24 protein-coding genes and 1 other annotated feature are annotated in these 26,163 nt (G+C 38.7%); of the genes, 1 reads left to right on the forward strand and 23 read right to left on the reverse strand.

What is annotated here, in order from left to right; all coding sequences use genetic code 11:
* Positions 1-2 precede the first annotated feature (2 nt).
* On the reverse strand, positions 3-524 hold the full coding sequence (gene infC / locus NSU19_RS14285) for a translation initiation factor IF-3 (protein WP_222422773.1): 522 nt from the start codon (positions 522-524) through the stop codon (positions 3-5).
* 68 nt (positions 525-592) lie between these two features.
* Positions 593-723, reverse strand: a sequence feature (ribosomal protein L20 leader region).
* A gap of 179 nt (positions 724-902) precedes the next feature.
* Between infC and NSU19_RS14290 the strand changes: the two genes are divergently transcribed.
* Positions 903-1,082: an H-type small acid-soluble spore protein gene (locus NSU19_RS14290; RefSeq protein ID WP_063387416.1), complete on the forward strand. Its 180-nt coding sequence runs from the start codon at positions 903-905 to the stop codon at positions 1,080-1,082.
* Between the two features lie 20 nt (positions 1,083-1,102).
* Here NSU19_RS14290 and coaW read toward each other — a convergent pair whose 3' ends face one another.
* The 22 genes from coaW to NSU19_RS14400 all read right to left on the reverse strand — a co-directional run bounded on the left by coaW (position 1,103) and on the right by NSU19_RS14400 (position 26,147).
* Positions 1,103-1,906, reverse strand: coding sequence for a type II pantothenate kinase (coaW, locus tag NSU19_RS14295; RefSeq protein WP_339197016.1), 804 nt, complete (start codon positions 1,904-1,906; stop codon positions 1,103-1,105).
* A gap of 22 nt (positions 1,907-1,928) precedes the next feature.
* The gene (locus tag NSU19_RS14300) at positions 1,929-2,621 is read right to left on the reverse strand and encodes a transposase (protein ID WP_339197019.1); all 693 of its coding nucleotides are present in this window, start codon (positions 2,619-2,621) and stop codon (positions 1,929-1,931) included.
* Positions 2,584-3,696 (reverse strand): transposase, encoded by a 1,113-nt coding sequence (locus tag NSU19_RS14305; protein WP_339197022.1) that lies wholly within the window; start codon positions 3,694-3,696, stop codon positions 2,584-2,586. The genes NSU19_RS14300 and NSU19_RS14305 overlap by 38 nt, the downstream gene beginning before the upstream one ends.
* Positions 3,697-3,831: 135 nt before the next feature.
* The gene (thrS, locus tag NSU19_RS14310; RefSeq protein ID WP_066247800.1) at positions 3,832-5,763 is read right to left on the reverse strand and encodes a threonine--tRNA ligase; all 1,932 of its coding nucleotides are present in this window, start codon (positions 5,761-5,763) and stop codon (positions 3,832-3,834) included.
* A 351-nt stretch (positions 5,764-6,114) separates the two neighbouring features.
* Positions 6,115-6,942 (reverse strand): putative sporulation protein YtxC, encoded by an 828-nt coding sequence (gene ytxC, locus NSU19_RS14315; protein ID WP_063387414.1) that lies wholly within the window; start codon positions 6,940-6,942, stop codon positions 6,115-6,117.
* Positions 6,943-7,028: 86 nt separating this feature from the next.
* A complete protein-coding gene (dnaI, locus tag NSU19_RS14320) occupies positions 7,029-7,964 on the reverse strand; it encodes a primosomal protein DnaI (RefSeq protein WP_063387413.1) in 936 nt (311 codons plus the stop codon).
* 18 nt (positions 7,965-7,982) lie between these two features.
* Entirely contained in the window at positions 7,983-9,377 is a 1,395-nt protein-coding gene (locus tag NSU19_RS14325) for a replication initiation and membrane attachment family protein (RefSeq protein WP_094246325.1), read from the reverse strand.
* 46 nt (positions 9,378-9,423) lie between these two features.
* Complete coding sequence (nrdR, locus tag NSU19_RS14330) at positions 9,424-9,885, reverse strand: transcriptional regulator NrdR (RefSeq protein ID WP_063387411.1); 462 nt, start codon at positions 9,883-9,885, stop codon at positions 9,424-9,426.
* Positions 9,886-10,315: 430 nt separating this feature from the next.
* A complete protein-coding gene (gene speD / locus NSU19_RS14335) occupies positions 10,316-10,696 on the reverse strand; it encodes an adenosylmethionine decarboxylase (RefSeq protein ID WP_063387410.1) in 381 nt (126 codons plus the stop codon).
* 261 nt (positions 10,697-10,957) lie between these two features.
* A complete protein-coding gene (locus NSU19_RS14340) occupies positions 10,958-11,983 on the reverse strand; it encodes a glyceraldehyde-3-phosphate dehydrogenase (RefSeq protein ID WP_063387490.1) in 1,026 nt (341 codons plus the stop codon).
* 151 nt (positions 11,984-12,134) lie between these two features.
* Positions 12,135-12,734, reverse strand: coding sequence for a dephospho-CoA kinase (coaE, locus tag NSU19_RS14345; RefSeq protein WP_063387409.1), 600 nt, complete (start codon positions 12,732-12,734; stop codon positions 12,135-12,137).
* Positions 12,735-12,754: 20 nt separating this feature from the next.
* Positions 12,755-13,399 (reverse strand): sporulation membrane protein YtaF, encoded by a 645-nt coding sequence (gene ytaF, locus NSU19_RS14350; protein WP_063387408.1) that lies wholly within the window; start codon positions 13,397-13,399, stop codon positions 12,755-12,757.
* Positions 13,400-13,493: 94 nt separating this feature from the next.
* Positions 13,494-14,318 (reverse strand): DNA-formamidopyrimidine glycosylase, encoded by an 825-nt coding sequence (mutM, locus tag NSU19_RS14355; RefSeq protein WP_130156137.1) that lies wholly within the window; start codon positions 14,316-14,318, stop codon positions 13,494-13,496.
* A 63-nt stretch (positions 14,319-14,381) separates the two neighbouring features.
* Positions 14,382-17,012 (reverse strand): DNA polymerase I, encoded by a 2,631-nt coding sequence (gene polA, locus NSU19_RS14360; protein WP_327862618.1) that lies wholly within the window; start codon positions 17,010-17,012, stop codon positions 14,382-14,384.
* An 89-nt stretch (positions 17,013-17,101) separates the two neighbouring features.
* Complete coding sequence (locus tag NSU19_RS14365) at positions 17,102-18,016, reverse strand: protease modulator HflC (protein ID WP_339197026.1); 915 nt, start codon at positions 18,014-18,016, stop codon at positions 17,102-17,104.
* Entirely contained in the window at positions 18,003-19,013 is a 1,011-nt protein-coding gene (hflK, locus tag NSU19_RS14370) for an FtsH protease activity modulator HflK (RefSeq protein ID WP_066247808.1), read from the reverse strand. The genes NSU19_RS14365 and hflK overlap by 14 nt, the downstream gene beginning before the upstream one ends.
* 204 nt (positions 19,014-19,217) lie before the next feature.
* Positions 19,218-20,978 (reverse strand): ATP-binding protein, encoded by a 1,761-nt coding sequence (locus tag NSU19_RS14375; RefSeq protein WP_339197028.1) that lies wholly within the window; start codon positions 20,976-20,978, stop codon positions 19,218-19,220.
* Complete coding sequence (locus tag NSU19_RS14380; protein WP_063387489.1) at positions 20,971-21,693, reverse strand: response regulator transcription factor; 723 nt, start codon at positions 21,691-21,693, stop codon at positions 20,971-20,973. Before NSU19_RS14380 ends, NSU19_RS14375 begins: the two co-directional genes overlap by 8 nt.
* A 243-nt stretch (positions 21,694-21,936) precedes the next feature.
* Positions 21,937-22,875 carry a malate dehydrogenase gene (gene mdh, locus NSU19_RS14385; RefSeq protein WP_063387488.1) on the reverse strand — a complete coding sequence of 313 codons (939 nt, stop codon included), beginning with the start codon at positions 22,873-22,875 and terminating at the stop codon, positions 21,937-21,939.
* 95 nt (positions 22,876-22,970) lie between these two features.
* A complete protein-coding gene (gene icd / locus NSU19_RS14390) occupies positions 22,971-24,242 on the reverse strand; it encodes an NADP-dependent isocitrate dehydrogenase (RefSeq protein WP_066247811.1) in 1,272 nt (423 codons plus the stop codon).
* 96 nt (positions 24,243-24,338) lie between these two features.
* A complete protein-coding gene (citZ, locus tag NSU19_RS14395) occupies positions 24,339-25,457 on the reverse strand; it encodes a citrate synthase (protein WP_063387400.1) in 1,119 nt (372 codons plus the stop codon).
* A 300-nt stretch (positions 25,458-25,757) separates the two neighbouring features.
* The gene (locus tag NSU19_RS14400; protein WP_339197032.1) at positions 25,758-26,147 is read right to left on the reverse strand and encodes an FxsA family protein; all 390 of its coding nucleotides are present in this window, start codon (positions 26,145-26,147) and stop codon (positions 25,758-25,760) included.
* Positions 26,148-26,163: the final 16 nt, after the last annotated feature.

A 26,163-nucleotide genomic window follows, 5' to 3' on the forward strand; every position in this document is an offset into this window, starting at 1 on the left:
TTCTATTTCTTTTCGTTTTTCGGTGCTAGCACTAGAAACATGCTGCGCCCATCCATTTTCGGCTTCGTTTCAACAGAACTGATGTCAGCGCATGCTTCAGAAAATCTTTCTAGAACTCGTTGGCCGATTTCTTTATGGGTAATCGCTCTTCCTTTAAAGCGGATCGATGCTTTCACCTTGTCACCCTTCTCCAAAAATTTCCGAGCATTGCGAAGCTTTGTATTAAAGTCATGCTCTTCAATTGTTGGGCTTAGGCGGACTTCCTTCACATTAATAACTTTCTGCTTTTTACGCGCCTCTTTTTCTTTCTTTTGCTGCTCGAAGCGGTATTTTCCGTAATCCATGATGCGAGCAACCGGCGGTTTTGCATTCGGAGCAACAAGAACGAGATCCAAATTGGCATTTGCGGCAATATCAAGCGCTTCTTGCCGTGATTTAATGCCTAACTGATTACCGTTTTGATCGACCAGTCGAACTTCACGAGCGCGGATGCCCTCGTTTACTAACATGTCTTTGCTAATAATGAGCCACCTCCAAGATTTTATAAACAAAGTGCACGTTCGCCTTGACAGAGCTTATACATTCGTTTATGCAAATAAAAAACGCGTAGACGCACACTGCACCCACACGTTGAATACACGAACTTTTTGTCCAATGTATAAACCTGTCAACAGCAACAATGTGCGTCAATCAGGTGAGAAGCGGGTGCTTCTGCTTGTTCTCCTTGACTATAATATTCTACCATGGCAAAGCAGCTTTGTCAAAACAACATTTCTTCAAAAACGATACCATTTTAAACTATTCAAACAGAAAATGCAAGAGTCTATTTGAATGAACATACATAAATCGGAATGGAGTGGACATGATAATCAATATTTCATATAACTATTGGAGTGATCGAAATGGATGCAAACCGCGTAAAACAAATTTTATCCTCGCCCGCTGATATTGAAGTTCTCTATAACGGAGCTTCCGTTTGGATTGATCAGCTAAATGAAGATGGAAAAACAGCAACCGTTCATGTAAGAGGTCCGTTTAAAGAACGTACGGTTGTAGATATTTCTGAGCTTGAAGAAAAATAATTCCTCCATTGTTTTAAACATTATTGATATAAAATAGCTCCCAATGCTCCGGTAAAAGAACCGTTTGATAAAAATATGCTTTGCAGACCTGTCATGGAATCAAAGCTTTGGATGATTTGTTGTAAAGGAGGGTTTTGCGAAATTGCAGCTCCAACATAGACACACGTGTCCACTTGATGAAGCTCGGCACATTGCTTTGCCAAAAGAACGATCGTTTCACCAATCAATTGAAATAACGTTGCAAAAGCATCTTTTTTCCGGGCTCTCGATAAATCCGGATTGCCAAAATTAGCAGCGGTTACATCTCCTAAAATTGGAGGAGCCTCTTCTCCATACAAATCTTTTACCAACAAATCAACATGGCTTCGATCACCTTTTTTCGCCAAATCAACGATTTGATAAAAATTGCTCTCCTGCAAAATGAGCCGGCTTAAACCGGAAATAACACCGCCGCCGATACCGCTTCCAAGCAAACGCTCATACCGCTCGCCCTTCATAAGGAAAAAAGATGTTCCAGTTCCGATGCTGACGATTAAAAAATCGCTCTTTGGCTCCTTTCCTTCTTCTACTAAAAGCTCTCTTGTTCCTATACAAACTGAATCAAATTCTGGAATAAAGGTCACATCAGCGCCGGTCAATTTTTCTTTTACTTTTGCAGCTCTGCCTCCTGTTATTCTATAGCGGGCAGCCGGCTTCAATCTCTTCATCCAAGAAAGAGCTTGATCCATTTCATCAATTGGAAACCATTTATACCGATATCGCCCATGTTCAACATAAGCAATTTTTAATAAACTTCCCCCTGCATCAATTCCTACTATTTCCATCCGTACACCCCTCGCTTATGTTTCAAAAAAAGGGGCTGTCCGATAAGTCCCTAAAATGAAGCAAGTGGAGAAAAACAATTCGTTTCTCTCCACTTGCTTTTATATTTTTTCGATTTTTATCTGAAAGTAGCTGGCGGATGCCGGCTACTTTCAGGAAGTTGTGGGCTAATGCCACAATCCCAAACTCAACATGTACCTTGTCGAGGCCCCGCAAAGAAAATCTGCGGAACGACCGATTGCCCTTGATGTGACCGAACACACTTTCTGCCTCGACTTTGCGTCGAGCGTAGATAGCGGCTTTCTCTTCACATTCAAGGGCTGTTTTGGCCTTTGCTTTCATTTCTTCGAAGATGGGATTCCAGTGAACTTGTCGGTTGCCTTTCGCTTTTGTGCATTTCGCTTTCAATGGGCAATCGGTACAATCTTCACATTCGTATATTTTGAAGCTTTGTTCATAGCCAGATGGATTCTTTTTGTTTTGGTATTTTTTAAACGTTACTCTCCTTCCATTCGGGCAAATAAAACAATCATCCTCTTCACAATAGGTCCAGTTTTTGGCATTTTTAATGTCTTTTTTGTATGTACGTGTTTGTTCTTTTACATAGCTCCCATAAGGAATTAGAAACTCAAACCGGGGCTCTTTCTCATCACCAACTGCATATACATAGTTTTCTTCACTACCATAGCCTGCATCCGCAATAACTGTTTGGGGCATCGGTAATGAACTGGAGGCTAGCTTCTCCATATGTGGGATAAAGCAACGTGTATCGGAAGATAAACTGATTCTCTGTCCCCATTTGCACGTTGTATCCGGGCTTGAGCTGACCGTTTTTCATATGGTCTTCTTTCATGCGCATGAAGGTTGCGTCTTTGTCTGTTTTCGAGTAGCTGTTACGGTCACCGAACATTTCCTTTTGTTCTTTGTATCTTGCCATTCGGGGCAGGAAATCTTCACGAATTTGTTTCACCGATTTCTTTAATTGACTGCGTTTTTTTCGCTTCTCTTTCCGAATGGATGTATCGGTCTCCTTTTCGATTTCTTCCGTTAGCGTTTCAACTTTTTCTTCTATTTCTTTTGCGATTTCCTCCAGGTTTTGTTCGGTGATCTCTGTATGTTGATCGCTTTCCTTTTGCCCTGTTCCGGCTTCTAATTGGGTTAATTCATGAATGTGCTTTAGTGTTTCTTGGATTTTTTCTTTTAATTTCTCTTCGAATTTCAAAGTGGATTTTTTCCACACAAAAGAATACTTATTGGCATTGGCTTCGATCTTAGTGCCATCCAAAAAGTAGTTTTCCATCGTGATGTAATGTTCTTTTATCAATTTGAGAATCATGACTTCAAAGAGCTCATCCATGAAAGCTTTCATCCGTTCCCCTCGGAACTCATTAATGGTGCGAAAATCTGGTTGTTGCATCGCTGAAAGCCACATGGCAGGAATATTTTCTTTAACGAGTTTTTCGATTCCTCGGCAGGAATAAACCTTTTGAGAATAAGCATACAGAATGATTTTCAGCATCATTTTGGGATGATAGGAACTTCTGCCGCCGCCTTTATAATGAGAAAACAATTGTTTATCTGGTATCGCCTCCACCATTTCGTCCACGACACGTGCCACGTGATGTTCGGGTATAAGAGATTCAATATCATAAATCATTTGAACTTGACGGTTGTCATATGGTTTGAAAGTAGGGGCTAAATTTCTTTTGGCAGGAGTTTTTTCTTCTTTTCCATCTAGAGGAAGTGTCATTTGTGTGTTATAATTTTCACGAGTAATCATTTGATTGCTCATAAAAAATCGTCCTTTCTGTAATGTTGTGTGGTAACTTCATTTTACTAGAAAGGACGATTTTTTTGTGCATTTTTTTTAAAAGTGAAAAATGAGGGGCTCCAAAAAGTCAGTTACCCTGACTTTTTGGACAGCCCCTTATTTTCTCCCTTCTTTTCCAACAGATACAGCAAATGTCTCCAGCGGCATGGATTCTGATTTTTGTTCTCCATACTTTCTGACATTGACCGTCTCATTTTCTGCTTCTTGATCACCGACAACGACCATGTACGGGATTTTTTGCATTTGTGCCTCACGAATTTTATAGCCGATTTTTTCATCCCGAATATCGACTTCAACACGCAAGCCTTCTTGCTGAAGACGCTGTTCTACTGTTTTGGCATAATCAAGATGCACTTCCGGCGAAACAGGGATGACTTTGACTTGCACAGGTGCAAGCCAAGTTGGGAAGGCGCCTTTATATTCCTCAATTAAGAAGGCAACAAACCGTTCCATCGTTGAAACAACTCCGCGGTGAATAACAACTGGCCGATGATGTTTGCCGTCTTCGCCAACATATGTTAAATCAAGCCGTTCCGGAAGGAGAAAATCTAGCTGAACAGTCGATAATGTTTCATCTTTTCCTAAAGCCGTCCGCACTTGTACATCCAATTTCGGTCCGTAAAATGCCGCTTCACCTTCCGCTTCATAATAATCCAGCCCGAGTTCGTCCATTGCGGCTTTCAGCATCGACTGGGCCTTTTCCCACATTTCATCATCATCATAATATTTTTCTTTATCCTCAGGATCGCGGTAAGATAATCGGAACGAATAATCTTTTATACCAAAATCCTCGTATACCTCTTCAATAAGGCGGACAACTCGGATGAATTCGTCTTTAATTTGATCCGGCCGCACGAAAATATGCGCATCGTTCAACGTCATCCCGCGAACACGCTGCAGCCCTGTCAATGCCCCTGACATTTCGTATCTGTGCATTGTTCCAAGTTCTGCAATGCGGATCGGCAATTCCCGATAGCTGTGAATTTCATTTTTGTAAATCATCATATGATGCGGGCAGTTCATCGGACGCAATACAAGCTCTTCGTTATCCATCTTCATTGGCGGAAACATATCATCTTGATAATGGTCCCAATGGCCGGAAGCTTTATAAAGATCGACGCTGCCGAGAACAGGTGTGTATACATGCTGGTATCCGAGTTTAATTTCTTTATCAACAATATAGCGTTCGATAATCCGGCGGATAGTTGCACCTTTTGGCAGCCAAAGCGGCAAGCCTTGTCCAACCTTTTGAGAAGTGGTAAACAGGTTTAATTCTTTTCCAAGCTTGCGATGATCCCGCTCTTTCGCTTCTTCAAGCATGCGGAGATGTTCTTTAAGCTCTTCTTTTGTAAAAAATGCTGTACCGTATATGCGTTGAAGCATTTTGTTTTTGCTGTCTCCACGCCAGTAGGCGCCGGCTACGCTGAGCAATTTAAATTCCTTTATTTTTCCGGTAGAAGGAACGTGGACTCCTCGGCATAGATCGAAAAATTCTCCTTGCTCATATATGGAAATGATTTCGCCTTCCGGAATATCATCGATAAGCTCAAGCTTTAAATGGTCGCCGATTTCCTCATACATTTTTTTTGCTTCATCGCGGCTTACTTCTTTACGAATAACCGGCAAATTTTCGCCGACAATTTTTTTCATTTCTTTTTCGATTTTAGGCAAATCTTCGTGTGAGATCGTTTCATCCATATCGATATCATAATAAAAACCGTTTTCAATGACGGGCCCAACTCCCAATTTTACATTTGGGTAAAGCCGTTTAATCGCTTGCGCCATTAAATGTGCTGTACTATGTCGTAAAATTTCTAACGCTTCTTTTGTATCAGGCGTCAAAATTTCAATCTGGCCGTCTTGTTCAATCGGGGTTTTTAAGTCAATAAGCTTTCCATTTATTTTACCTGCAATGGCTTTTTTCTTTAATCCAGGGCTGATGGATGCAGCGATTTCTTCCGTTGTTGTTCCGTACGGAAATTCTTTTACAGAACCGTCTGGAAAAGTAATTTTAATGGCTTCTTTCATCTTCTTTCCTCCTTTGTTTTTTCTTGCAAAAATAAACACCCGTCCCTAAAAGAAGGGACGAGTGTTGTATGTAAAACCCGTGGTTCCACCCTAGTTCCCGCTCAAAACTTTGCGCGGCTCATTTTGATAACGGAGCAATCCGCCAGCTATTACTTGGCAAAAGCCGTTCACAGCTGAAGTTTAGAGGTGGTAAGAGCATTACACGAGTTAGGAAGGTTTCAGCCTGTGCCTTCCCTCTCTTTGAACTGTGATAATACTCCCGTGTCCTCATCATAACCTTTTCGTGATGAATGATTTCAACCGTATTATAGACTGATTCGCCACCAAAAATCAAGGAGTACTGAAAGAAACTTATCGTTTTTGAAAGCTAGCCCTTGAAAAAAATCGAACCCGTTCCTGAAAGATGTTTTGGATCGTTTGAATCATTGCTTCCTCCTGTTGATCGGAGTATATATAAATTTCTAAAGGAGCAATGGATACAAGCGGGGCCAGCAAATGGGAATCAATATACATCGGGTGGCGATAAATAAATTCCCGATCAATCCACTTTTTCAATTCCAGCTCTTTTATTTCGATGAACTTTTCATTAAACACTTGAAAGGAAGTATCATGCAAAATATGAATCGTTGATAATTTCGGTTTTTTATTGAGAACATATTCCCGCAAGCTTTGAATAAAATTTTGGTATTCCTGCTCCATTTTATACTCTTCAATGGAGAGACCGACATATTCCGAAAGTCTTGATAAATAATCAGACAAGCGGAATTGAATAAATGATTCTATAGAAAAAGATTGGTTTGGCCGAAGGAAATTCGTTAAAGCAGAAATAATTAAGTTTTCTCTCGGCTCAAAATGTTTGATCATTGGAATTTCCGCCCGCTCTCCTTCCAAGATCGATTGAGCAATATGTAAAATTTGCTGTTTTTCATCTTCATCCTCAAAATAAAATTGTTTTTCAATTATAAAAAGAAGGAGACGGGGCTCTTTCACATTTAGAAAAAAGTCAACAAATGATGGTACGAGCACATCAGATATAAATGTTTCCCAATCATCTGTTTCACATGTTAATACTGTGCCGTTCAGCAAGGCTGCTTGGAAATCAAAGTTTTCCTTCTCTGTATTAAGCAATTGATGCAGATAAGAAGCTTCTTTTTCCGTTTGAAAAGTTATTTCCAGCAAAAAAAGATCCCCCCCTTTATATAGCAAGTCCTGTTTCTATATATATGGGGGGATGGCATTATTTAGAAGTGTTTGCTGTCCAGCGGTTATTCTTGTCTGCGATTTTTTCCTTTCAATTCCACGGGAATGGCCAAAAAACGAATCCTTTCCATAATTCTTTTTGCCTTTAGCTGTTCTATTTCGCCTTTTTGTGAATAAGTCAGGTGGTGTTCCAATTCGCTAAAATTAAAGTTGGATGTAAAAAAGGTCGGTAAATTTTCAAGCATGCGGAATTGGAGAATCGAGCCTAAAATGTCGTCTCTCATCCAGCTCGACATCGATTCAGCACCAATATCATCAAGCATTAATACCGGAATTTTTTTAACCGCATCAATCTTTTCATTCAGTGAATGATCTTGAAGAGCGCTTTTTAACTCCCTGACAAACTCCGGAACATATACAAGCATGGAAGGAACGCCTTTTTCCGCCAGCTCATTCGCGATCGCTCCAAGAATAAATGTCTTTCCCACGCCGAAGGAACCGTATAAATACAATCCTTTTAACCGATCATTTTGACCGTATTGCTCAACAAAATCTTGCACGAGAGACACTGCCTTCAGACGGTTTGGTTCGTTTAAATCAATATCCTCTAGGTGTGCATTGAGGATTTCCTTTGGTACATACATGCATTTAATGAGCGATTCTTGTTTTTTTCGAGCATCATATGCTTCTTTTCTCGGGCATTTATCATATTTCAGGTCGATTGTTTTTCTTTCAATAATTAATGTAGGGTGATATCCTTTTAAAATATTTTTGCACTCATCTAAATTTCGGCATTCACGGCAAAACTTGCTCTGCGTTACAAATTCATACAGTTTGCCTAAGCTGCGGTCAATCATATGTTCATCGATTTGATTTTTATGCTTTTCTAAAAATAACCTGACATCTTTGTCCGATTTTATTTGCTGTTTCAAGTTCAAATACGTTTCCCGAAACCCTTTGCTGTTCATGAATTGTTTTAAATGATTTTGCAGGGATTCCATCTTCCTCCCTCCTTTCACCTAGTCCTTCTGTTTATTTTTATATTTTTTAATCCGCTCCTGTAGCTTTTGTTTTTCTTTTTCAAACGCTTCCGGATCGATGTTTTCTACCTGTTGATTTTCGTTTTCCAAAAGCCATGAAGGGAGTTTTTCTTTTCGAACGATTTTTTTGCTGACAGTCTTCTTATCCTTTGTTTCCGCCCAAGTTAAATATTTCTTATGTTCTTTTTTCGCCACATCCACTGCATCCTTCACAGTTTTAATTCCTAATCGAGCCCAGTGGCTGGCAATTTTCTCAACATACGCTCTTGACAATCTCATATTTGTTTTTAGCAGGACATAATAAATTAAAACGTTGACAACTCCGGGAAGCAGCTTTTGCTGAAACATGACATCTTCAATAATTTTCAAATCCGCTGCGGACGGTTCAATACCGCCTGAAATATCTTTTAGAAACTGTCTTGGAGAGATGGATTCAAGCTGTCGAATTAATTCCTTATCTTTTGACTGTTCAATTTCTTCGTCTTTCACCCGCTGATTCAAAGGCTGAAGCCTATCAACAAGCTCTGGAAGACGGTTGCCGTGATTCAGCTTATACCAATCCCTCGCCCATTTTCGCAGCTCGTCTAAATTAATTTGCTCATCATGATCCAAAGAACGGATGACCAGATTTTTCATTTCAATTGGATCAATTCCATAAACATATGCTAATTTCTCAACAGCTTCCTTAACCGCAGGCGTGATCGCTTTTTTGGGCACAATATGCTCTGATAAACCGGCATAAAACAATTGAAAATCAAAGGACTGGTTTTGAATCGAAATCGGTTCTCCAGGCGCATGATCAAAAAGCTCCTGATCGTTTTCCTCGGGTTCCATTGCAATATTGGCTGAAAGCTCAGATGGGTGGATCGATTGGTATACTTCATGAAATGATCTTGTCACATCTTTGGCGTTGCTATCAACCGATTTATCGGAAAAATAGCTTTTCAATCTTTGGTACACCGTTTTTCCAACTCTGTTATATAAATATATGTTCAACATTCCATCATAAAAAAATTGTTTGGGGGAAAGAGGTCGTTGAAGTTCATAAATATATTTTTTCGGTTCGCTTTCATCGACAAGGTATGTTTTTAAAAGACCTATTCCTTCTAATTTCAAACGGTCATGATAAATTTCATTTAATGGGGATTGAGTAACAGCCATTAAAAAATGGTGGGTCGATTCCGTCCCCCAAAGACGGTTTTGTTCAAGCTCGCTCCAAAGCGTCATGTATAAGTTTAACGTTCTTGGCCCGATTAAGGGCTGGTACAGTAATGTAAGAACTTTTCGGTCAAATTCATGAATCAAACTGCTCGTACATTTCACAACGTAGCGATCAACAGGCAGCAGCTCTTTCCAGTGATGATGTCCAATCATTTTTTCAAAACCTTCCCAAATAGCATGTCATAATCTCGCAGCTCTTTTATGAACGTTCTTTTTTGATCAGTTCTTTCAATTCCTCAATAAAGACATTTATATCTTTAAATTGCCTGTAAACAGAAGCAAATCGAACGTATGCGACTTCATCAATTTCGGCTAGTCTGTCCATCACCATTTCGCCGATCGTTTCGCTTGATATTTCCGATGTACCTAGATTTCTTAGTTCTTTTTCAATATCATGCGCAGCATCTTCCAATTTTTTTAAAGAAACCGGTCTTTTCTCACAAGCTTTAATCATCCCGCGCAAAACTTTTTCCCTGCTGAACTCTTCACGTGTTCCTTCCTTTTTCACAACGATGAGCGGAATTTCTTCCACTTTTTCAAACGTTGTGAACCGATATTGACATTCCTCACATTCCCTTCGCCTCCGAATTGATCTCCCTTCATCGACTGGACGCGAATCTAAAACACGTGTTCCAAAATGGTGGCAGGAAGGGCATTTCATATCACCAGCTCCAATCTTTTTAACTAAATCAAAAAAGCTCTACCTACATCTTATTAAATAGCATTGGATCAGACAAGAAACTTTCAAGCTCTTGTATTTTTGTTATAGATAATTCGACTGAATGAAATGGATTTCTGTCAGTCCGGTCCAATCAAATGATGTTCGAACCGCCAAACAGTGATGGCAGCCATGCCAATAAAAGCTTTTTTATTTTTACATCACTACAATGAATGATTTTAAAAACATCAAAGCCTCTTTTTCATAACGGCTTTGAAGGGGGTAGAATAACTCGGTCCTTTGAGGCCACAAATAAGATGCCTCTAAATACCATTCAATATGAAATATTATTCTTTATTATAATATAAAAAGAGGTGCAGTAAAAAGCTGACACCTCTTTGCATTTCCATTCAAATTTTATTCTGTTTTCACTTTAAAGTGCTTTTGCTTGACCCTGTTTGATTTGAACAGGACCCATACCGCGAGGAATTTCAATATTTTCGCGCGTTTGAGCACCTAAAGCTTCAGAAATGTAATCCGCTGCAATATTTGGATTTAAATCACCGCAAGTGTACACATCAATGCTAGCATATCCATGCTCTGGAAAACTATGAATTGTTAGGTGTGACTCTGAAATGATCACAACTCCGCTTACACCCTGAGGCGCAAACTTATGAAACGCAACCTCCCGGATTTCAGCACCTGATTTTAATGCTGCATTTACAAACGTTTTTTCAATAAATTCCAAGTCATTCAACTTATCAAAGTCGCATCCCCACAGCTCAGAGATAACGTGACGTCCCATTGTTTCCATAGCCATGGATCCCCCTTTATAAATTTTTATGAATTCTTCGCACTCTGGTATGTTTAACTACCACGGGGGAAAGTTAGTCCAAAGAGGTCCTAACCCTTTAAGTAGCCACATTACCTTGCGTTTAAGAAGTTCACGAAAAATAGTATATATGGTTTGATTTGTTTTTGCAACATACTTTGTCAAAAATTTTGCGCTGAAAAAAGTATCCAAACAAAAAGAAGAAGAGGGTCAATCTTTGTAAAGATCAACCCTCCCATCATTTTATACAGCTGCGGCCAATTTATTCAATTTGCTTGCTACAAGTTTTGCTAAATCCACAACGCGGCAAGAGTAGCCCCATTCATTATCATACCATGCAAGCACTTTTACCTTTCTTGTTCCCATAACCATTGTCGTTAAACCGTCGACAATAGCAGAGTGCGGGTTTGTGTTGTAGTCAACCGATACGAGCGGTTCTGAAGAAAAATCTAATATCCCCTTCAGCTTTCCTTGAGAAGCTTGGATAAACGCTTCATTTACCTCTTCAACGGTCACATCGCGTTTTAGATCTACAACAAAGTCTACGAGGGAGACGTTTGGTGTAGGCACTCTTAATGCAAGACCGTGCAATTTTCCTTTTAATTGCGGTAAAACTAAGCCGATCGCTTTTGCTGCACCGGTAGTTGTCGGAATGATTGATTGGGCGCACGCTCGCGCTCTTCTTAAATCTTTATGCGGATTATCAATATTTCTTTGATCGTTCGTATATGCGTGGACAGTAGTCATTAAACCATATTCAATGCCAAACTGTTCATCAAGAACTTTTGCAACAGGCGCTAGACAGTTTGTTGTGCAAGAAGCATTCGAAATAATGACATGGTTGTCAGGATCATATTGTTCTTCGTTTACACCGATAACAATCGTTACATCTTCATTTTTTCCAGGTGCTGTTAAAATAACTTTCTTCGCCCCTGCCTCAACATGCATCATCGCTTTTTCACGGGAGTTGAATTTTCCTGTCGCTTCAATCACTATGTCCACATCTAGATCTTTCCAGGGAAGTTCAATAGGATTTCGATTGTTCAAAAGAAGCACTTTATGGCCATTTACAATTAAATGATCTTCTTTTGGAATGACTTCTCCTTCAAATTTCCCATGGTTTGTATCGTATTTAATTAAATGAGCCAATGTTTCTGCTGGATAGCTTGCATTGATTGCTACGATATTCAAATCTCCTTCTAAAATTGCTTTTCTGAATACCATTCGGCCAATTCGGCCGAAACCGTTAATGGCAACCTTAGCACTCATGTGAATATCCCCTTCCGGCATTATGTTACACTTTTTATCTCCTATTCTGTTAATTAGTATATCACATTTATAAAATAACGAAACAATTATTTTAATCGTTTCTTAAAAAATATATACTAAAAATAAAAAAACCGCTCTATTCACGAGCGGATTAACCAATTCCCCAATTCATGAGAATGTTTTCCAATTGCTGTTCCGTTTCTTCTAATGTTCCATCATTATTGATCACTGCATCGGCAAATTTTACTTTTTCTTTCAAAGGCATTTGTGCATTGATGCGTGATAAAGCTTCTTTCTTCGAAAAATTATTCCTTTTCATTAATCGTTCCAGTTGATTTTTTTCTCCCGTATAAACAACAATCACTTTATCCACTAAATGCTTCAAATTGCTTTCAAATAGAAGGGGAATATCAAGAACTACTGCTTTCGCACCTTCTGAGATCAATTGTTCCTGTCGCCTTTTCATTTCCAGCCTGACCTCAGGATGTACAATACTGTTTAGCTTCTCCCGCTTATCTTCGTTTTGAAATACAATGGAGCCTAATCGAGCTCGGTTGATCGTTAAGTCTTCGTTTAATATTTCTTTTCCGAAAGCATTTACGATCTCTGTATATGCTTTTTTGCCGACTTCTACCACTTCTCTTGCAATTAGATCTGCGTCAATAACTGGAATGCCTCTTTTTTTAAGCATTTCAGACACAGTGCTTTTTCCGCTTGCTATGCCTCCAGTTAATCCAATAATCATTGTCATATCATCATTCTCCTTTATCCTTACATGGCCCAAACACCGATCATTATTAATAATAAACCCGGGATAAATGAAAACTTTTCAAAAAACGAATAGGATGAAGCAAATCGGCCGGATTTCATTCCAATATAAACAAACATCGTGCTCATACAAGTGACGAAAATAGCTGTTAAAAAAGGTTCATACCCTGCTAAAGCCGCACCGATTCCTGCTCCGAATGAATCGAGCGAAAGAGCGATCCCAAGCAGCAAAGCTTCCACGCCTGTAATCTCGCCAGATCGATCCATATCAACTGCAGCAGGCTTTTTCAATATATGAATGACAATGCCTAACGATTTTAATTCCATATTTAAAATCGTTTTTTCACTCTTTTCCTCATCTTTCTCATCCTCTGATTCATTGTTGCGGAAAAAGGAATATAACACAAACATGCCAAGCAAAATGAAAATAGCTCCGCCAAGCCTATCCGTAAAATAGGGAGGAAGAACACTTTGAGCTATTTGTCCGGCCATCATCGCAGCGAGCAACACAATCGCCGAACAGCATGAAATAGTGATAATCGATTTAATTGGAATTTTTACTTTACGCAAACCGAACGCTAAGCCAACAGAAAAACTATCAAGACTGACTGCCAACGCCAATATTAAAACCGATCCGATTTCCGTCATTTTATCAAATGCCCCTTCTTTCCTTTTATTGCTAACATAGTAATATGAAAACCGACTAAAATGTGTTCGCTTAAAGAAGGTGGCATAAATCTTTCTACACTTGGCAAGATGAACAAAAATGTGTGCCTCTTCCCCCAATTTTTATTTTTTGGATAGGGCTTCCGCAAATTTTACATTGTTCTTTTTCTCTTGCATAGACAAATAAGTCCAGTTGAAACATCCCGATTTGCCCTTGTGAATTGACGTAGGATCGGACAGTACTTCCTCCTTTTTCAACTGCTTCCTTCAGCGTTTGAATAATTTCCCGATGCAATATTTTCACTTTTTCCGCTGTCAAATCTTTTGCCAGCCGCTCCGGATGAATGCCTGATCGAAACAATACTTCATCAACGTAAATGTTTCCTAATCCCGCCACTATTTTTTGGTCAAGCAAAACCGTCTTGATGTTTCTAGAGGTAGACTGAAGCTTGCTCATAAGTCTTTCAGCAGTAAATTGTTCCGAAAAAGGCTCCATGCCTAACTGGGACAAAGGAGGATGCTTCTCCTCCTCGCCCTTTTGATACAGATGCATAGTGCCAAATTTGCGAACATCCCGATATCTTAATTCCGTTTCATCTTGAAAGCGAAAAATGACATGTGTGTGAGGTTCAATGGGCTTTATTTTTGGATACAGTCCATATCTTCCTTCCATTCGTAAATGTGATACAAGAACATATCGATCTAAATAAAATTTTAAAAATTTCCCTCTTCTTCCGATTTCATTGATTGTTTCCCCTCTCAAAACGCGGCAAAACTGCTCTGCGTCTTCAGGACGTTTGATGATTTTCGGCCATGATACGATAACTTCATCGATGACTTTTCCTATGACAAGCTCCCTTAATGTTTTTCGAATCGTTTCTACTTCAGGAAGCTCAGGCATTATGTTCACCCCTTATCTACACTCGAAAAAGGCGGGGGAGCTTCCCTTTCCGCCTTTTTCAAATTATTTCGCTTCATACCACGTAGAACCGTAAGAATAATCAACCTTTAACGGCACTTTTAGCTGAATGGCATTTTCCATTACTTCCGGAACAAGCTTTTCTAAAATTTCAATTTCATCCTTTGGCGCTTCAAACACCAATTCGTCATGAACTTGAAGCAGCAGCCTCGTTTGCAAATTTCGTTTTTCAATTTCTTGCGCCATATCGATCATCGCTTTTTTGATAATATCCGCTGCACTTCCTTGAATCGGAGTATTCATGGCTGTTCGCTCGGCAAAACTTCTGATATTGAAATTTCTGCTCGTAATTTCCGGAATATATCTCCGACGCTGCATTAGTGTCGTTACATAGCCTTTTTGCTTCGCCTCTTGGATTATGCCATCCATATATTCTTTAACACCTTTATAAATTTCAAAATATTTTTTAATAAATTCACCAGCTTCTTTTCGGGTAATTCCTAAGTTTTGCGACAATCCGTAATCGCTGATTCCGTAAACAATCCCGAAATTAACTGCTTTTGCCTGTCTTCTCATGTTGGAGGTCACTTTATCTTCTTCGACATGGAACACATCGATCGCCGTTTTTGTATGAATATCAAGATCTTGTTTAAACGCTTCAATCAATTTTTCATCTCCAGATATATGCGCAAGCACTCGCAGTTCAATCTGGGAATAGTCCGCTGCAAAAATGACCCAATCTTTTTCAGAAGGGATAAATGCTTGACGAATTTTGCGGCCTTCCTCAAGGCGAATCGGAATGTTTTGCAAATTCGGGTCTGTGGAGCTTAATCTTCCGGTTTGCGTTAATGCTTGATTAAATCGGGTGTGGATTTTATGCGTATCACGATGGACAACCTTCAGCAGCCCTTCAATATACGTCGATTGAAGCTTTCCGAGCTGCCGGTAATGCAAAATTTTCTCCACAATTTCGTGTTGTCCTCTCAATTTTTCTAAAACGTCCGCAGAGGTCGAATACCCCGTTTTGGTCTTTTTCAAAACCGGTAGATTGAGCTTTTCAAATAAAATCGGCCCAAGCTGCTTCGGAGAATTAATGTTAAATGACACTCCAGCTAGACGATGAATATCCTTTTCTAATTGCTTCAGCTGTTCATCAAGCTCTTTTCCCATTTCTTTCAGACGGTTGACGTCTATCTTTACTCCTGTTGTTTCCATGTCAGATAAAATGGCTGACAGCGGAAGCTCCAATTCGCTGAATAAATGAAATTGTTCATTTTCTTCTAATTCTTGTATTAATAATTCTTCCAGCTCATAAATGGCTAACGCTTTTCTGGCAAGATGTTCGCCTAAAATGTCTTCATCAGGGATATGACGTTTAGCGCCTTTTCCGTAAATCACTTCATCCTTTTGAACTAAATGTTTATTTTTTGTCTTGGCAAGCTCGGCTATGTCGTCAATCGATTCAGACGGGTTTAAAATGTATGAGGCAATGAGAACATCAAACTCAATACCTGCTAAATCAATGTTTCGCCAGCGCAGCGCCACAATTGATTTTTTCGCATCATACACCACTTTCCGCTTTGTTTCATCCTTCACCCATTCTATGAACTCTTTTGAATGTAGCGCAATTTCGGCTGGAATATAAAAACATCCATTTTCGTTTGCGATAGAAAACCCGATGATTTCTCCAGTATGATAATTTTCATCAATGATTTCCACTAAAAGAGCTGCCTTCTCTGATAAAACCTTGTCTGACAGCTTTTCAACTTTTTCGAACTTAATCGTCGGCATTTCATCCGCTTCTTCATTCTCATGCTCTCCCATTTTGTCTAGGAGCGATTGGAAGCCTAGTTCCTTAAAAATTTTCACTACTTTTTCTTTGTCATAGCCTTTATACTCAAGGTCTTGAATTTTTATTTCGACAGGAGCTTCACAATTAATTGTCGCAAGCTGTTTGCTCATTAATGCTTGCTCTTTATAGTTTTGTAAGTTTTCCTTTAATTTTTTTCCATTTACTTCTTCAATCGAATTTAAAATATTTTCGACTGTCTCAAACTGTTTCAGCAATTTAATCGCGGTTTTCTCTCCAACGCCGGGCACACCTGGGATATTATCTGATTGATCGCCCATCAATCCTTTCAAATCAATAATTTGTGCCGGGCTTAGCCCATACTTCTCTTGAATCGATTCAGGCGTGTGCGGTTCAACATCCGTAATTCCTTTTTTCGTGATGGAAACGGTCGTTTTTTCAGTTGCCAGCTGTGTTAAATCCTTATCTCCGGAAATAATTTTCACTTCAAAATCTTGCTTCTCAGCTTGTCTCGCAACTGTTCCAATAATATCATCAGCCTCATAATTTTCGAGCTCATATGTTGTAATTTTGTAGGCATCAAGCAAATCCCGTATAAATGGTAGCTGCTCCGACAATTCAGGCGGGGTTTTTTGCCGAGTTCCTTTATATTCTTTAAAAGTTTTATGCCGGAACGTTGTTTTCCCTGCATCAAATGCAACAAGGATATGTGTCGGTTTTTCTTCCTCCAGTACTTTTAACAGCATATTTGTAAAGCCGTAAATTGCATTCGTATAAATCCCCTTATCATTATTTAAAAGCGGCAAAGCGAAAAACGCTCTGTAAGCAATACTGTTTCCATCAATTAAAACTAGCTTCTTTGTCACTACTACTAGCCTCCTTCAACTAAAAAAGCCATGCCTTCCTTCTATTCTACCATTACTTTCAGCAGAAGAAAAAACATGGCTTATCGATTTTATTCTGTTTCTCCCATTAATATTTTGGCGTATGGAGAATCGAACGGGAGAACGATGACTGTTTCACCGTCGATTGTTTTCTTGTAGGATTGAAGTGTTCTATATAATTCATAAAATTTAGGATCTTTTGAATAAGCCTGGTTATAGAGCTTCGCCGCCTCCGCCTCTCCATGACCGCGGATGGTTTCAGCTTGAGCTTCAGCTTTTGCCAGCATTTCTTTTACTTGTCTGTCCGTTTCAGCAACAATTCGATTTTTTTCTGCATCCCCCATCGATAAATATTCTTGGGCTTTTGATTCCCGCTCTGATATCATCCTAGTAAATACCGATTTTTCATTTGCTTCCGGCAAATCCGTCCGTTTAATTCTTACATCAACCACCTTAATGCCGAAATGATTTTGTTCAAGCAGGTTATTAACAATATTTGTGATTTTGTCATTGAGGCTCCCGCGGGAAGACTTTTCATCATTAATAATTTCATCATAATTCAGTTTTCCAAGCTGCGATCTCACAGTGGAAAAGATAAATTCCGACATTTTTGCCTCTGCATTGACAACTGTTCTTGCATTGGCGATCATTTCTTTCGGATCTTCGATTCTCCAAACCGCATAGTTGTCAATTAATATTCGTTTTTTATCCTTTGTATTGATTTCCGCTTCCTCCACATCATACGTTAATTGATGCTTTGGAAGACTTTCAACTGTTTGTATGAAAGGAATTTTTAAATGGAGGCCGGGCTTCTCTATAATTTTTACAACTTCGCCAAATTGACGAACGACTTTATATTCATTTTCTTTCACAACAAAAACGTTGCTGAATAAAAATAGCAAACACGCAAATAAACCGGCTATAACAGACCCTAGGCGTATGTATTTCTTCCATTCAAAATTAATTTTCTTTTCATTCTTGTCCATTGTTTTCACCTCTTTTTTGCGTGTTCTCACTCGATTGATCAGCTTTTTGCTGACTTTGCTGATCATTAGGCAGCACTTGCTGCATAGGCTGAACAGGAAAATACTTCATTGTATTTCCATCATCCTTCATAATGTAAATTTGCGCATTTGGCAGCACGCTGTCTATTGTTTCTAAAATTAGACGTTTTTCTGTGATTTCTTTCGAATTTTTGTATTCATTGTATAAAGAATTAAATAGTGCGACTTCCCCTTTCGCTTGTTCAATTCTGGACGCTCTGTCCCCTTCAGCTTTGGAGATGATTGCATCGCGCTCTCCTTCTGCCTCTTTTGTTCGTTTATTCCTATATTTATTGGCTTCGTTTATTTTCGTATTCATCATTTCTCTTGCATCCGTAACGTTTGTAAACGCCTTTCGAACTTCTTCGTTCGGCAAATCAACATCCTGCAATTTGACCGCAATGATTGAAATGCCAATATCATACTTTTTCATCAACGAGCTTAATAATTCTTGCACTTGAGCTTCAATTTCCACTTTTCCGCTCGTTAAAGCATTGTCAATTTTTGTGCTTCCAATAATGCTTCTTAACGAAGCAGATGTTGCATCCCGCAAAATTTCCTTTGGATTTTCAGCATTGAACAAATATTTTGCCGGATTCGTTATTTTCCATTGAACGACCATATCTGCTAACACAATGTTTTCATCGCCTGTAATCATTTTTGTTTCCTTTGGAAAAGACTCAACTTTTCCATCTTTTTCTTTATATCCAAATTGTAAACTGAATGTTTCTTTGGATAGTTTTTTTACCGATTGAATCGGCCATGGCCATTTAAAATGAAGCCCAGGCTCAGTTATACCCTCTTCCACTTTTCCAAATGTAGTAATAACCGCTTGTTCCGACTCGTCTACAGTATACCAGGAAGTAATCGCAGCAAGACCGAGAATGCTGATCAGAAAAATAAATCCAATAATTGTTAATAATCTTCTTATGCTTACCATTATATCCCCCCATCTCTCTCTATTTATTATTTCATACGAAAAAAGTACGATTTTGTTTCATTTAAAAAACGCAGCCATAAAAAAAAGACGGAAACGTAATTGTTTCCATCTGCAAATGGGCTCCTTGGATGAAGGGGTTTTCGAATGCCATTTTAACAATCAAATGTTAACTTAGCATAAATTGGATGTAAATCTTATGTTAAACTATTCATTGTATCTTTGAAAAGTCACAGTAAAAGTCGTTCCAACACCAACGGTGCTTTTGACTGTCAAATTTGCTTGGTGGGCTTCTACTAAATGTTTTACGATCGCAAGCCCTAAACCAGTTCCACCTGAGTTTCTGCTTCTAGCTTTATCAACTCTATAAAAACGCTCAAAAATTCTAGGAATTTCCTCTTCTCTAATTCCAATTCCGGTGTCTTGAACAGAAATGGCTACTTCATCATGTCCAGCCTTAACAGAAAGGGTCACTTTTCCGCCAGCTGGCGTATACATAATTCCGTTGCTGGCTAAGTTTATAAAAATTTGCTTCAGCCGATGAGGATCGCCTTCAATAAAAACAGGCTCGTCTGGAACATCCAATATAAAATCAATATTTTTTTCTTTCGCTTTTCTATCTAGCAAATGATGAATTTCTTTTAAAAACTCGTTTACATTGCATTTTCTAAGCTCCAGCTGAAAGCCCTGCTGCTCGATTTTTGATAAATCTAATAAATCTTGAATTAAAGATTGCATTCGTTCGCTTTCTTTTAAAATGATGGATAAAAAAAAATGCAATGTTTGTTCATCTTTCATGGCGCCATCCAGCAATGTTTCAGAAAACCCTTTGATGGAGGTGATCGGTGTTTTTAATTCATGAGATACATTTGCTACAAAATCTTTTCGTATTTGTTCAAGCTTTTTCAATTCGGTAATATCGTGAAAAACAAGAACGACGCCTTTCCATACTTCACTTTTTCCAATGATCGGAGCACCGTAAACTTCAAAATGCTTTCTTTCGATGTTAACAGGAAGCATAATATGCTTTCTTATATTTGATTCCGTCAAAAAAATTTCTTCGACCATTTGAATAATTTCTTTATATGCGATCGCTTCTTGGTAAGATTTATATAAATAATCCTCTTGATTAATTTGAAAAATTTCTTTAAAGGCTTTATTCATCAGGCTAATATAGCCACGTTCATCAATGAAAAGAAGACCGCTTCCCATGTTTTCAATCAATGTTTGCAGCCTTTCCTGGTGCAATTCCTGGGTTCTTGTCATGTCTTGAAGGTTGCGTGCCAAAATGTTGATGGATTTGCTCAACATACTCGTTTCGTCGCCTGATGAATTTTCATATGTTCTCGCTTTGTAATTTCCTTTTGCAAGCTCCATCGCCACTTCTGTCGCCGATTCGATCGGTTTCGTATACTGCTTCATAATGCGGGTGCCAAAAATTAAAATGATCGTTAATGCCGCAATAAGACTCCCTATAATGAAAAACCAAATTTCTTTATTCATCGCTTCGAAATATTTGATGGAAGTCCCGAAAACTAAAAATCCCTTTCGTTCATCTTGTTGAAAGATGGGAATACCGTAAAATAACAAATCAGCTTGATCGAGACCTAGGCGAAATCCTTCCTTTGCATTTCGGTGGTTGGTCAAGATCAGTTCTGATAACCTTTCGTCGCTTTGATGAAAGCTAGGACCTGTTTTAAAAACGATGTTTCCGTCCATATCCATAAAAAGAAGGAGTGAGTTTAACTTTTCGCTCATTTCCTCCATTTTATGCTTCATTTCGGTAGAACCGATCTTTTCATTCTCAATGACCAGCTTGATCAACTCGGCTTCTTTTTTAAATTGCTTCTCATAATTGATGAAGTAAAACGATTGAAATAATTGTCCTAAAATAAATCCAAAACCAAGCAGAACAGTAATAATTAATGCTGTAAACGCAAGAAGCAGTTTTGAACGGAACTTACTCATTTAGCTTTGGATCCTCCAGTTTGTAGCCTAGACCTCTGATCGTTTTAATATATTCAGGCTTTTTCGTATTCCGTTCAATTTTTTCTCTTAAATGGCTGATATGAACATCCACTATTCTTGTATCACCGGCAAAATCATAATTCCAAACAGCGCTTAATAACTGATCCCTTGTCAAAACTCGGCCTTTATGTTTCGCAAGATAAAGAAGCAGTTCAAACTCTTTCGGTGTAAAGTCAAGTCTTTCTTGTTCAAAATAAGCTTCATATCGTTCAGGCATAATTTTTAAATCACCGATAATAATGTTGTTTTCTTCCGCTTCTTTTTTTACATGCATGTGAGCATCTTCTGATCTGACACGCCGCAGGATTGCTTTTACCCGAGCGATAATTTCTCTTGGACTGAACGGTTTTGTCATGTAATCGTCCGCACCTAACTCAAGCCCAAGCACCTTATCAAATTCATCATCTTTTGCCGTAAGCATTAAAATGGGCGTCATCACTTTGCGCTGTCTAAGCTGTTTACAAATTTCCATACCATCTATACTCGGGAGCATTAAATCAAGCACAATTAAATCCGGTGCATCTGTAATTGCTTTTTCAAATCCTTCGCTTCCATCCTGAGCAGTAATGACTTCATAGCCTGCTTGTTCAAGATTATACTGAAGAAGAGTGACAATCGATTGTTCATCATCCACTACTAATATTTTTTTACTCATAAAATCCTCCAATAATTTTCTCCTACTGTTCTTATTATTCTTTATTATTATTATAGTCCACGAAGCAGAAAGAACCAATACAAGAAAAGCTGCTTTCAGAAGATTTTAAAGAATCGATAGAAACATGATGGAGCGGTTTTGAAGCGGAAATTGAAAAAGCGGACGAATTTTCTATGCAAACTCTCTTTTTTCTTTTATAAGAAAAAGGAGGAACATAACATGTCCTCCTTTTTCTATCATGCACTATATTAATGCTTTCATAACATTTCTTACAGATTCCGCAGATTTTTCCAAAGCTGCTTTTTCTTCATCCGTCAGTTCAAGCTCAATAATTTGCTCTAAGCCATTGCCTCCAAGAATTGTTGGAACGCCTAAATAAATACCTTCAAAACCGTATTCTCCTTCTAAATATGCAATGGCAGGCAATACGCGGCGCTGATCTTTAACAATCGCTTCCACCATTTCTACAAGAGATGCGGCTGGTGCGTAGTATGCGCTTCCGTTTCCAAGCAGGTTAACAATTTCTCCCCCGCCTTTTCTAGTTCTTTCAACAATCGCATCCAAGCGCTCTTTCGGAATTAATTTTTCTAACGGAATGCCCCCTGCGTATGAATAGCGAACTAATGGCACCATATCATCTCCGTGGCCGCCTAACACAAATCCTGTAATGTCTTTGACTGATAAATTCAATTCTTGAGCAACAAATGTACGGAATCTTGCGGTATCTAAAACTCCAGATTGACCGATGACGCGGTGTTTTGGAAATCCGGATTCTTTATAAACAGTGTAAGTCATTGCATCAACCGGATTTGTCAGCACAATGATAATGGAATTTGGGGAATATTTTACAACTTCTTTTGTGACGCTTTTCATTACTTTTTGGTTGGTCTGCACTAAATCGTCTCGACTCATTCCAGGTTTTCTTGCAATTCCTGCCGTGATCACAACAATATCGGAATCAGCCGTTTCCTCATAGTTTGATGTTCCGATAATGTTCGCATCAAATCCAAGAACAGGGCTTGATTCAAGCATGTCTAACGCTTTCCCTTTTGTCGGATTCTCTGCTTGCGGAATGTCAACGAGCACAACATCTCCCAGCTCTTTTTTTGCTAGCAAAAAAGCTGTTGTCGCACCAGTAAATCCAGCACCAATGACAGAAATTTTCTTTCTTTTAATCGCCATTTCAAGCATCCATCCTCTCTTTTATGTAAGTGATTTTTCAAAAATGAATCTAAATGGAGAGCTACTTCGTAAAGAAGCAGCTCTCAGTTCTTTGTTTAACCCATGTTTTTAATCAATTCATTGCCGAATTCAGAGCATTTTACTTCCGTAGCTCCGTCCATGAGGCGTGCAAAGTCATAGGTGACAACTTTTGAAGCGATCGTTTTTTCCATTGCTTGAATGATTAAATCAGCTGCTTCTTTCCAGCCTAAATGTTCGAGCATAAGCACTCCAGAAAGAATTACGGAAGATGGATTCACTTTATCAAGTCCGGCGTATTTTGGTGCTGTACCGTGTGTTGCTTCAAAAATCGCATGCCCTGTCTCGTAGTTAATGTTTGCTCCTGGAGCAATACCGATTCCACCTACTTGTGCAGCCAAAGCATCCGAAATGTAGTCTCCATTTAAATTCATCGTTGCTACTACATCAAACTCGCGCGGACGAGTAAGAATTTGCTGTAGGAAAATATCTGCAATTGCATCTTTAATAATAATTTTTCCAGCTTTTTCTGCTTCTTCTTGCGCTTTGTTAGCCGCTTCTTTTCCTTCTTTTTCAACAATGCGGTCATACTCAGCCCATGTGAATACTTTATCGCCAAACTCTTGCTCAGCCAATTCATATCCCCAATTTTTAAACGCGCCTTCTGTAAATTTCATAATGTTCCCTTTATGAACAAGGGTGACAGATTTTCTTCCGTGTTCAATTGCATAGTTAATGGCCGCCCGGACAAGCCGTTTCGTTCCTTCTTCAGAAATAGGCTTAATGCCGATTCCAGACGTTTCAGGGAAACGGATTTTGTTTACTCCCAGCTCTTTTTGTAAAAATTCAATGACTTTTTTTACTTCTTCTGTCCCTTTTGCATACTCTATGCCGGCATAGATGTCTTCGGTATTTTCACGGAAAATTACCATGTCTGTATCTTGAGGACGTTTTACAGGGGAAGGAACTCCATTGAAATAACGGACAGGTCTTAAGCACACAAATAAATCCAGCTCTTGGCGAAGAGCAACGTTTAAAGAACGGATTCCTCCACCTACAGGAGTTGTTAACGGACCTTTGATCGCAATCATATACTCGCGTATAACATCAAGCGTTTCTTGAGGAAGCCATTCCCCAGTCTCTTTAAAAGCTTTTTCACCAGCAAGCACTTCTTTCCAAACGATTTTCTTTTCGCCATTGTATGCTTTTTCTACAGCTGCTTCCAGCACTTTTGACGCAGCTCTCCAAATATCAGGACCAGTGCCGTCTCCTTCAATAAACGGAATTATAGGATCATTTGGAACGTTTAAAGTACCATTTGTCATTGTAATTTTTTGACCTTCTGCCACAATCATTACCTCCTAAATATGTATTCTCTATTTGTGTATAAAAGCATGGCCATGCTTAACAGGGAAGAAAAAGGAATCCCTTTTCTATTTTACCTGTTAGCTGCGCTTTTCGATAGGGATAAATACTTGTTTTTCTGGTCCTGTATATTCCGCACGAGGACGAATCAATCGATTGTTTTCATATTGCTCTAAAATATGGGCTAACCATCCAGATGTGCGGCTTATTGCAAAAATCGGCGTAAATAAATCATGATCAATACCTAAGCAATGGTATACAGACGCTGAATAAAAATCAACATTCGGCGGTAAAGATTTTTCAGATGTTACGATTTCCTCAATTTTAGTTGACATTTCATACCATTTCGTTTCACCGGTGATTTCTGTTAGTCTGCGGGACATTTCTTTTAAATGTTTGGCACGAGGATCCCCTTTGCGATAAACTCGATGACCAAATCCCATAATTTTTTCTTTGTTTGCTAATTTTTCGCGAATGTAAGATTCTACATTTTCAGGTTCACCAATTTCTGTTAACATTCGCATAACGCGTTCGTTCGCACCGCCATGCAACGGTCCTTTCAATGCTCCAATTGCCGCAGTAATTCCGGAATAAATGTCCGAAAGCGTTGCCACACATACTCTTGCAGTAAATGTCGAAGCATTCAATTCATGGTCTGCATGAAGGACGAGCGCTTTGTTGAAGGCTTCAATGGAAGTTTGATCAGGTTCTTCACCTTTTAACATATATAAGAAATTAGCGGCAAAGCCTAAATCTGTTCTCGGTTGAACAGGCTCCAATCCTTTGCGGATGCGGGCAAAAGCAGCGACAATTGTAGAAATTTTCGCCTGCAATCGAATTGCTTTTCGATAATTTGCCTCATCAGACATGTTGTCCGCTTCTTCGTCATACAATCCAAGCAAAGATACAGCTGTTCTCAAAGCTGCCATCGGATGTACTTTATCAATCGGATAAGTTTTAAAATGTTCTAATATTTCATTCGGTATCGACGCATTCTCAGCAAGCTGCTTTCTTAATTCCTCTAATTGCTCCTTATTCGGAAGCTTTCGATGCCAAAGCAGGTAAACAACTTCTTCAAAGCTTGCGTTTTGAGCTAAATCGTCAATATTGTAACCAACATATGTCAATGTATCATCAATAATAGAACTTATTGATGAAGTTGTGGCTACCACGCCTTCTAGTCCACGCGTTGCTGTCATGGCTATCTCCCCTTTACATAAAATTTTCAACTGCAATTCAAATAGAAATAAACGAAATTCATAAAACTTTCATTTTTTCACAAAAAGAAAATGCTTTCATTTCTTTTGTGAAATATTTTTTATCAGTGAAATGATCACCAAACATATGAATTAAAAAATACACCTCTATTATAAACAATTATCAGACTTTTGTGAATCAGATAAATAAGATATTTTTTACGGAATTCTTTTTTTTAATAAAAAAATCTTATAGAATTGAATAAGAATTACTTATTTCAGCATAATAAATCTTTTATTGAATTATGGCCGAATAATATGGATCGTATGTTTATCAATCCATTTTTTTATGAATTGAATAAGAAAAGGCTTTATCCAATTTCTTGTGATTGGAAATAAAAGAAACAAACCGACGATATCCGAAATAAATCCCGGCGTCAATAGCATGATTCCTCCGACAAAAATAGCCATTGCATCCAAAATGGCATTGCTTGGAATGCGCCCATATTGAATTTCCTTTTGAAGATTTCGCACAGCCTGAATTCCTTGTTTTTTCGCCAAATAAGCCCCAACAAAGCCTGTTAAGATAATCAATAGCACAGTCGGAAGCACCCCGATCGTCTTTCCAGATAAAAGCAAAACCCCTATTTCACAAGCCGGTGCAACAATAAAAAAAATCAATAATGCTCGCATATGCTATCTCCTCCAT

The sequence above is a fragment of the Aeribacillus sp. FSL k6-2211 genome (assembly GCF_037966125.1).
Lineage (GTDB): Bacteria > Bacillota > Bacilli > Bacillales > Aeribacillaceae > Aeribacillus > Aeribacillus composti.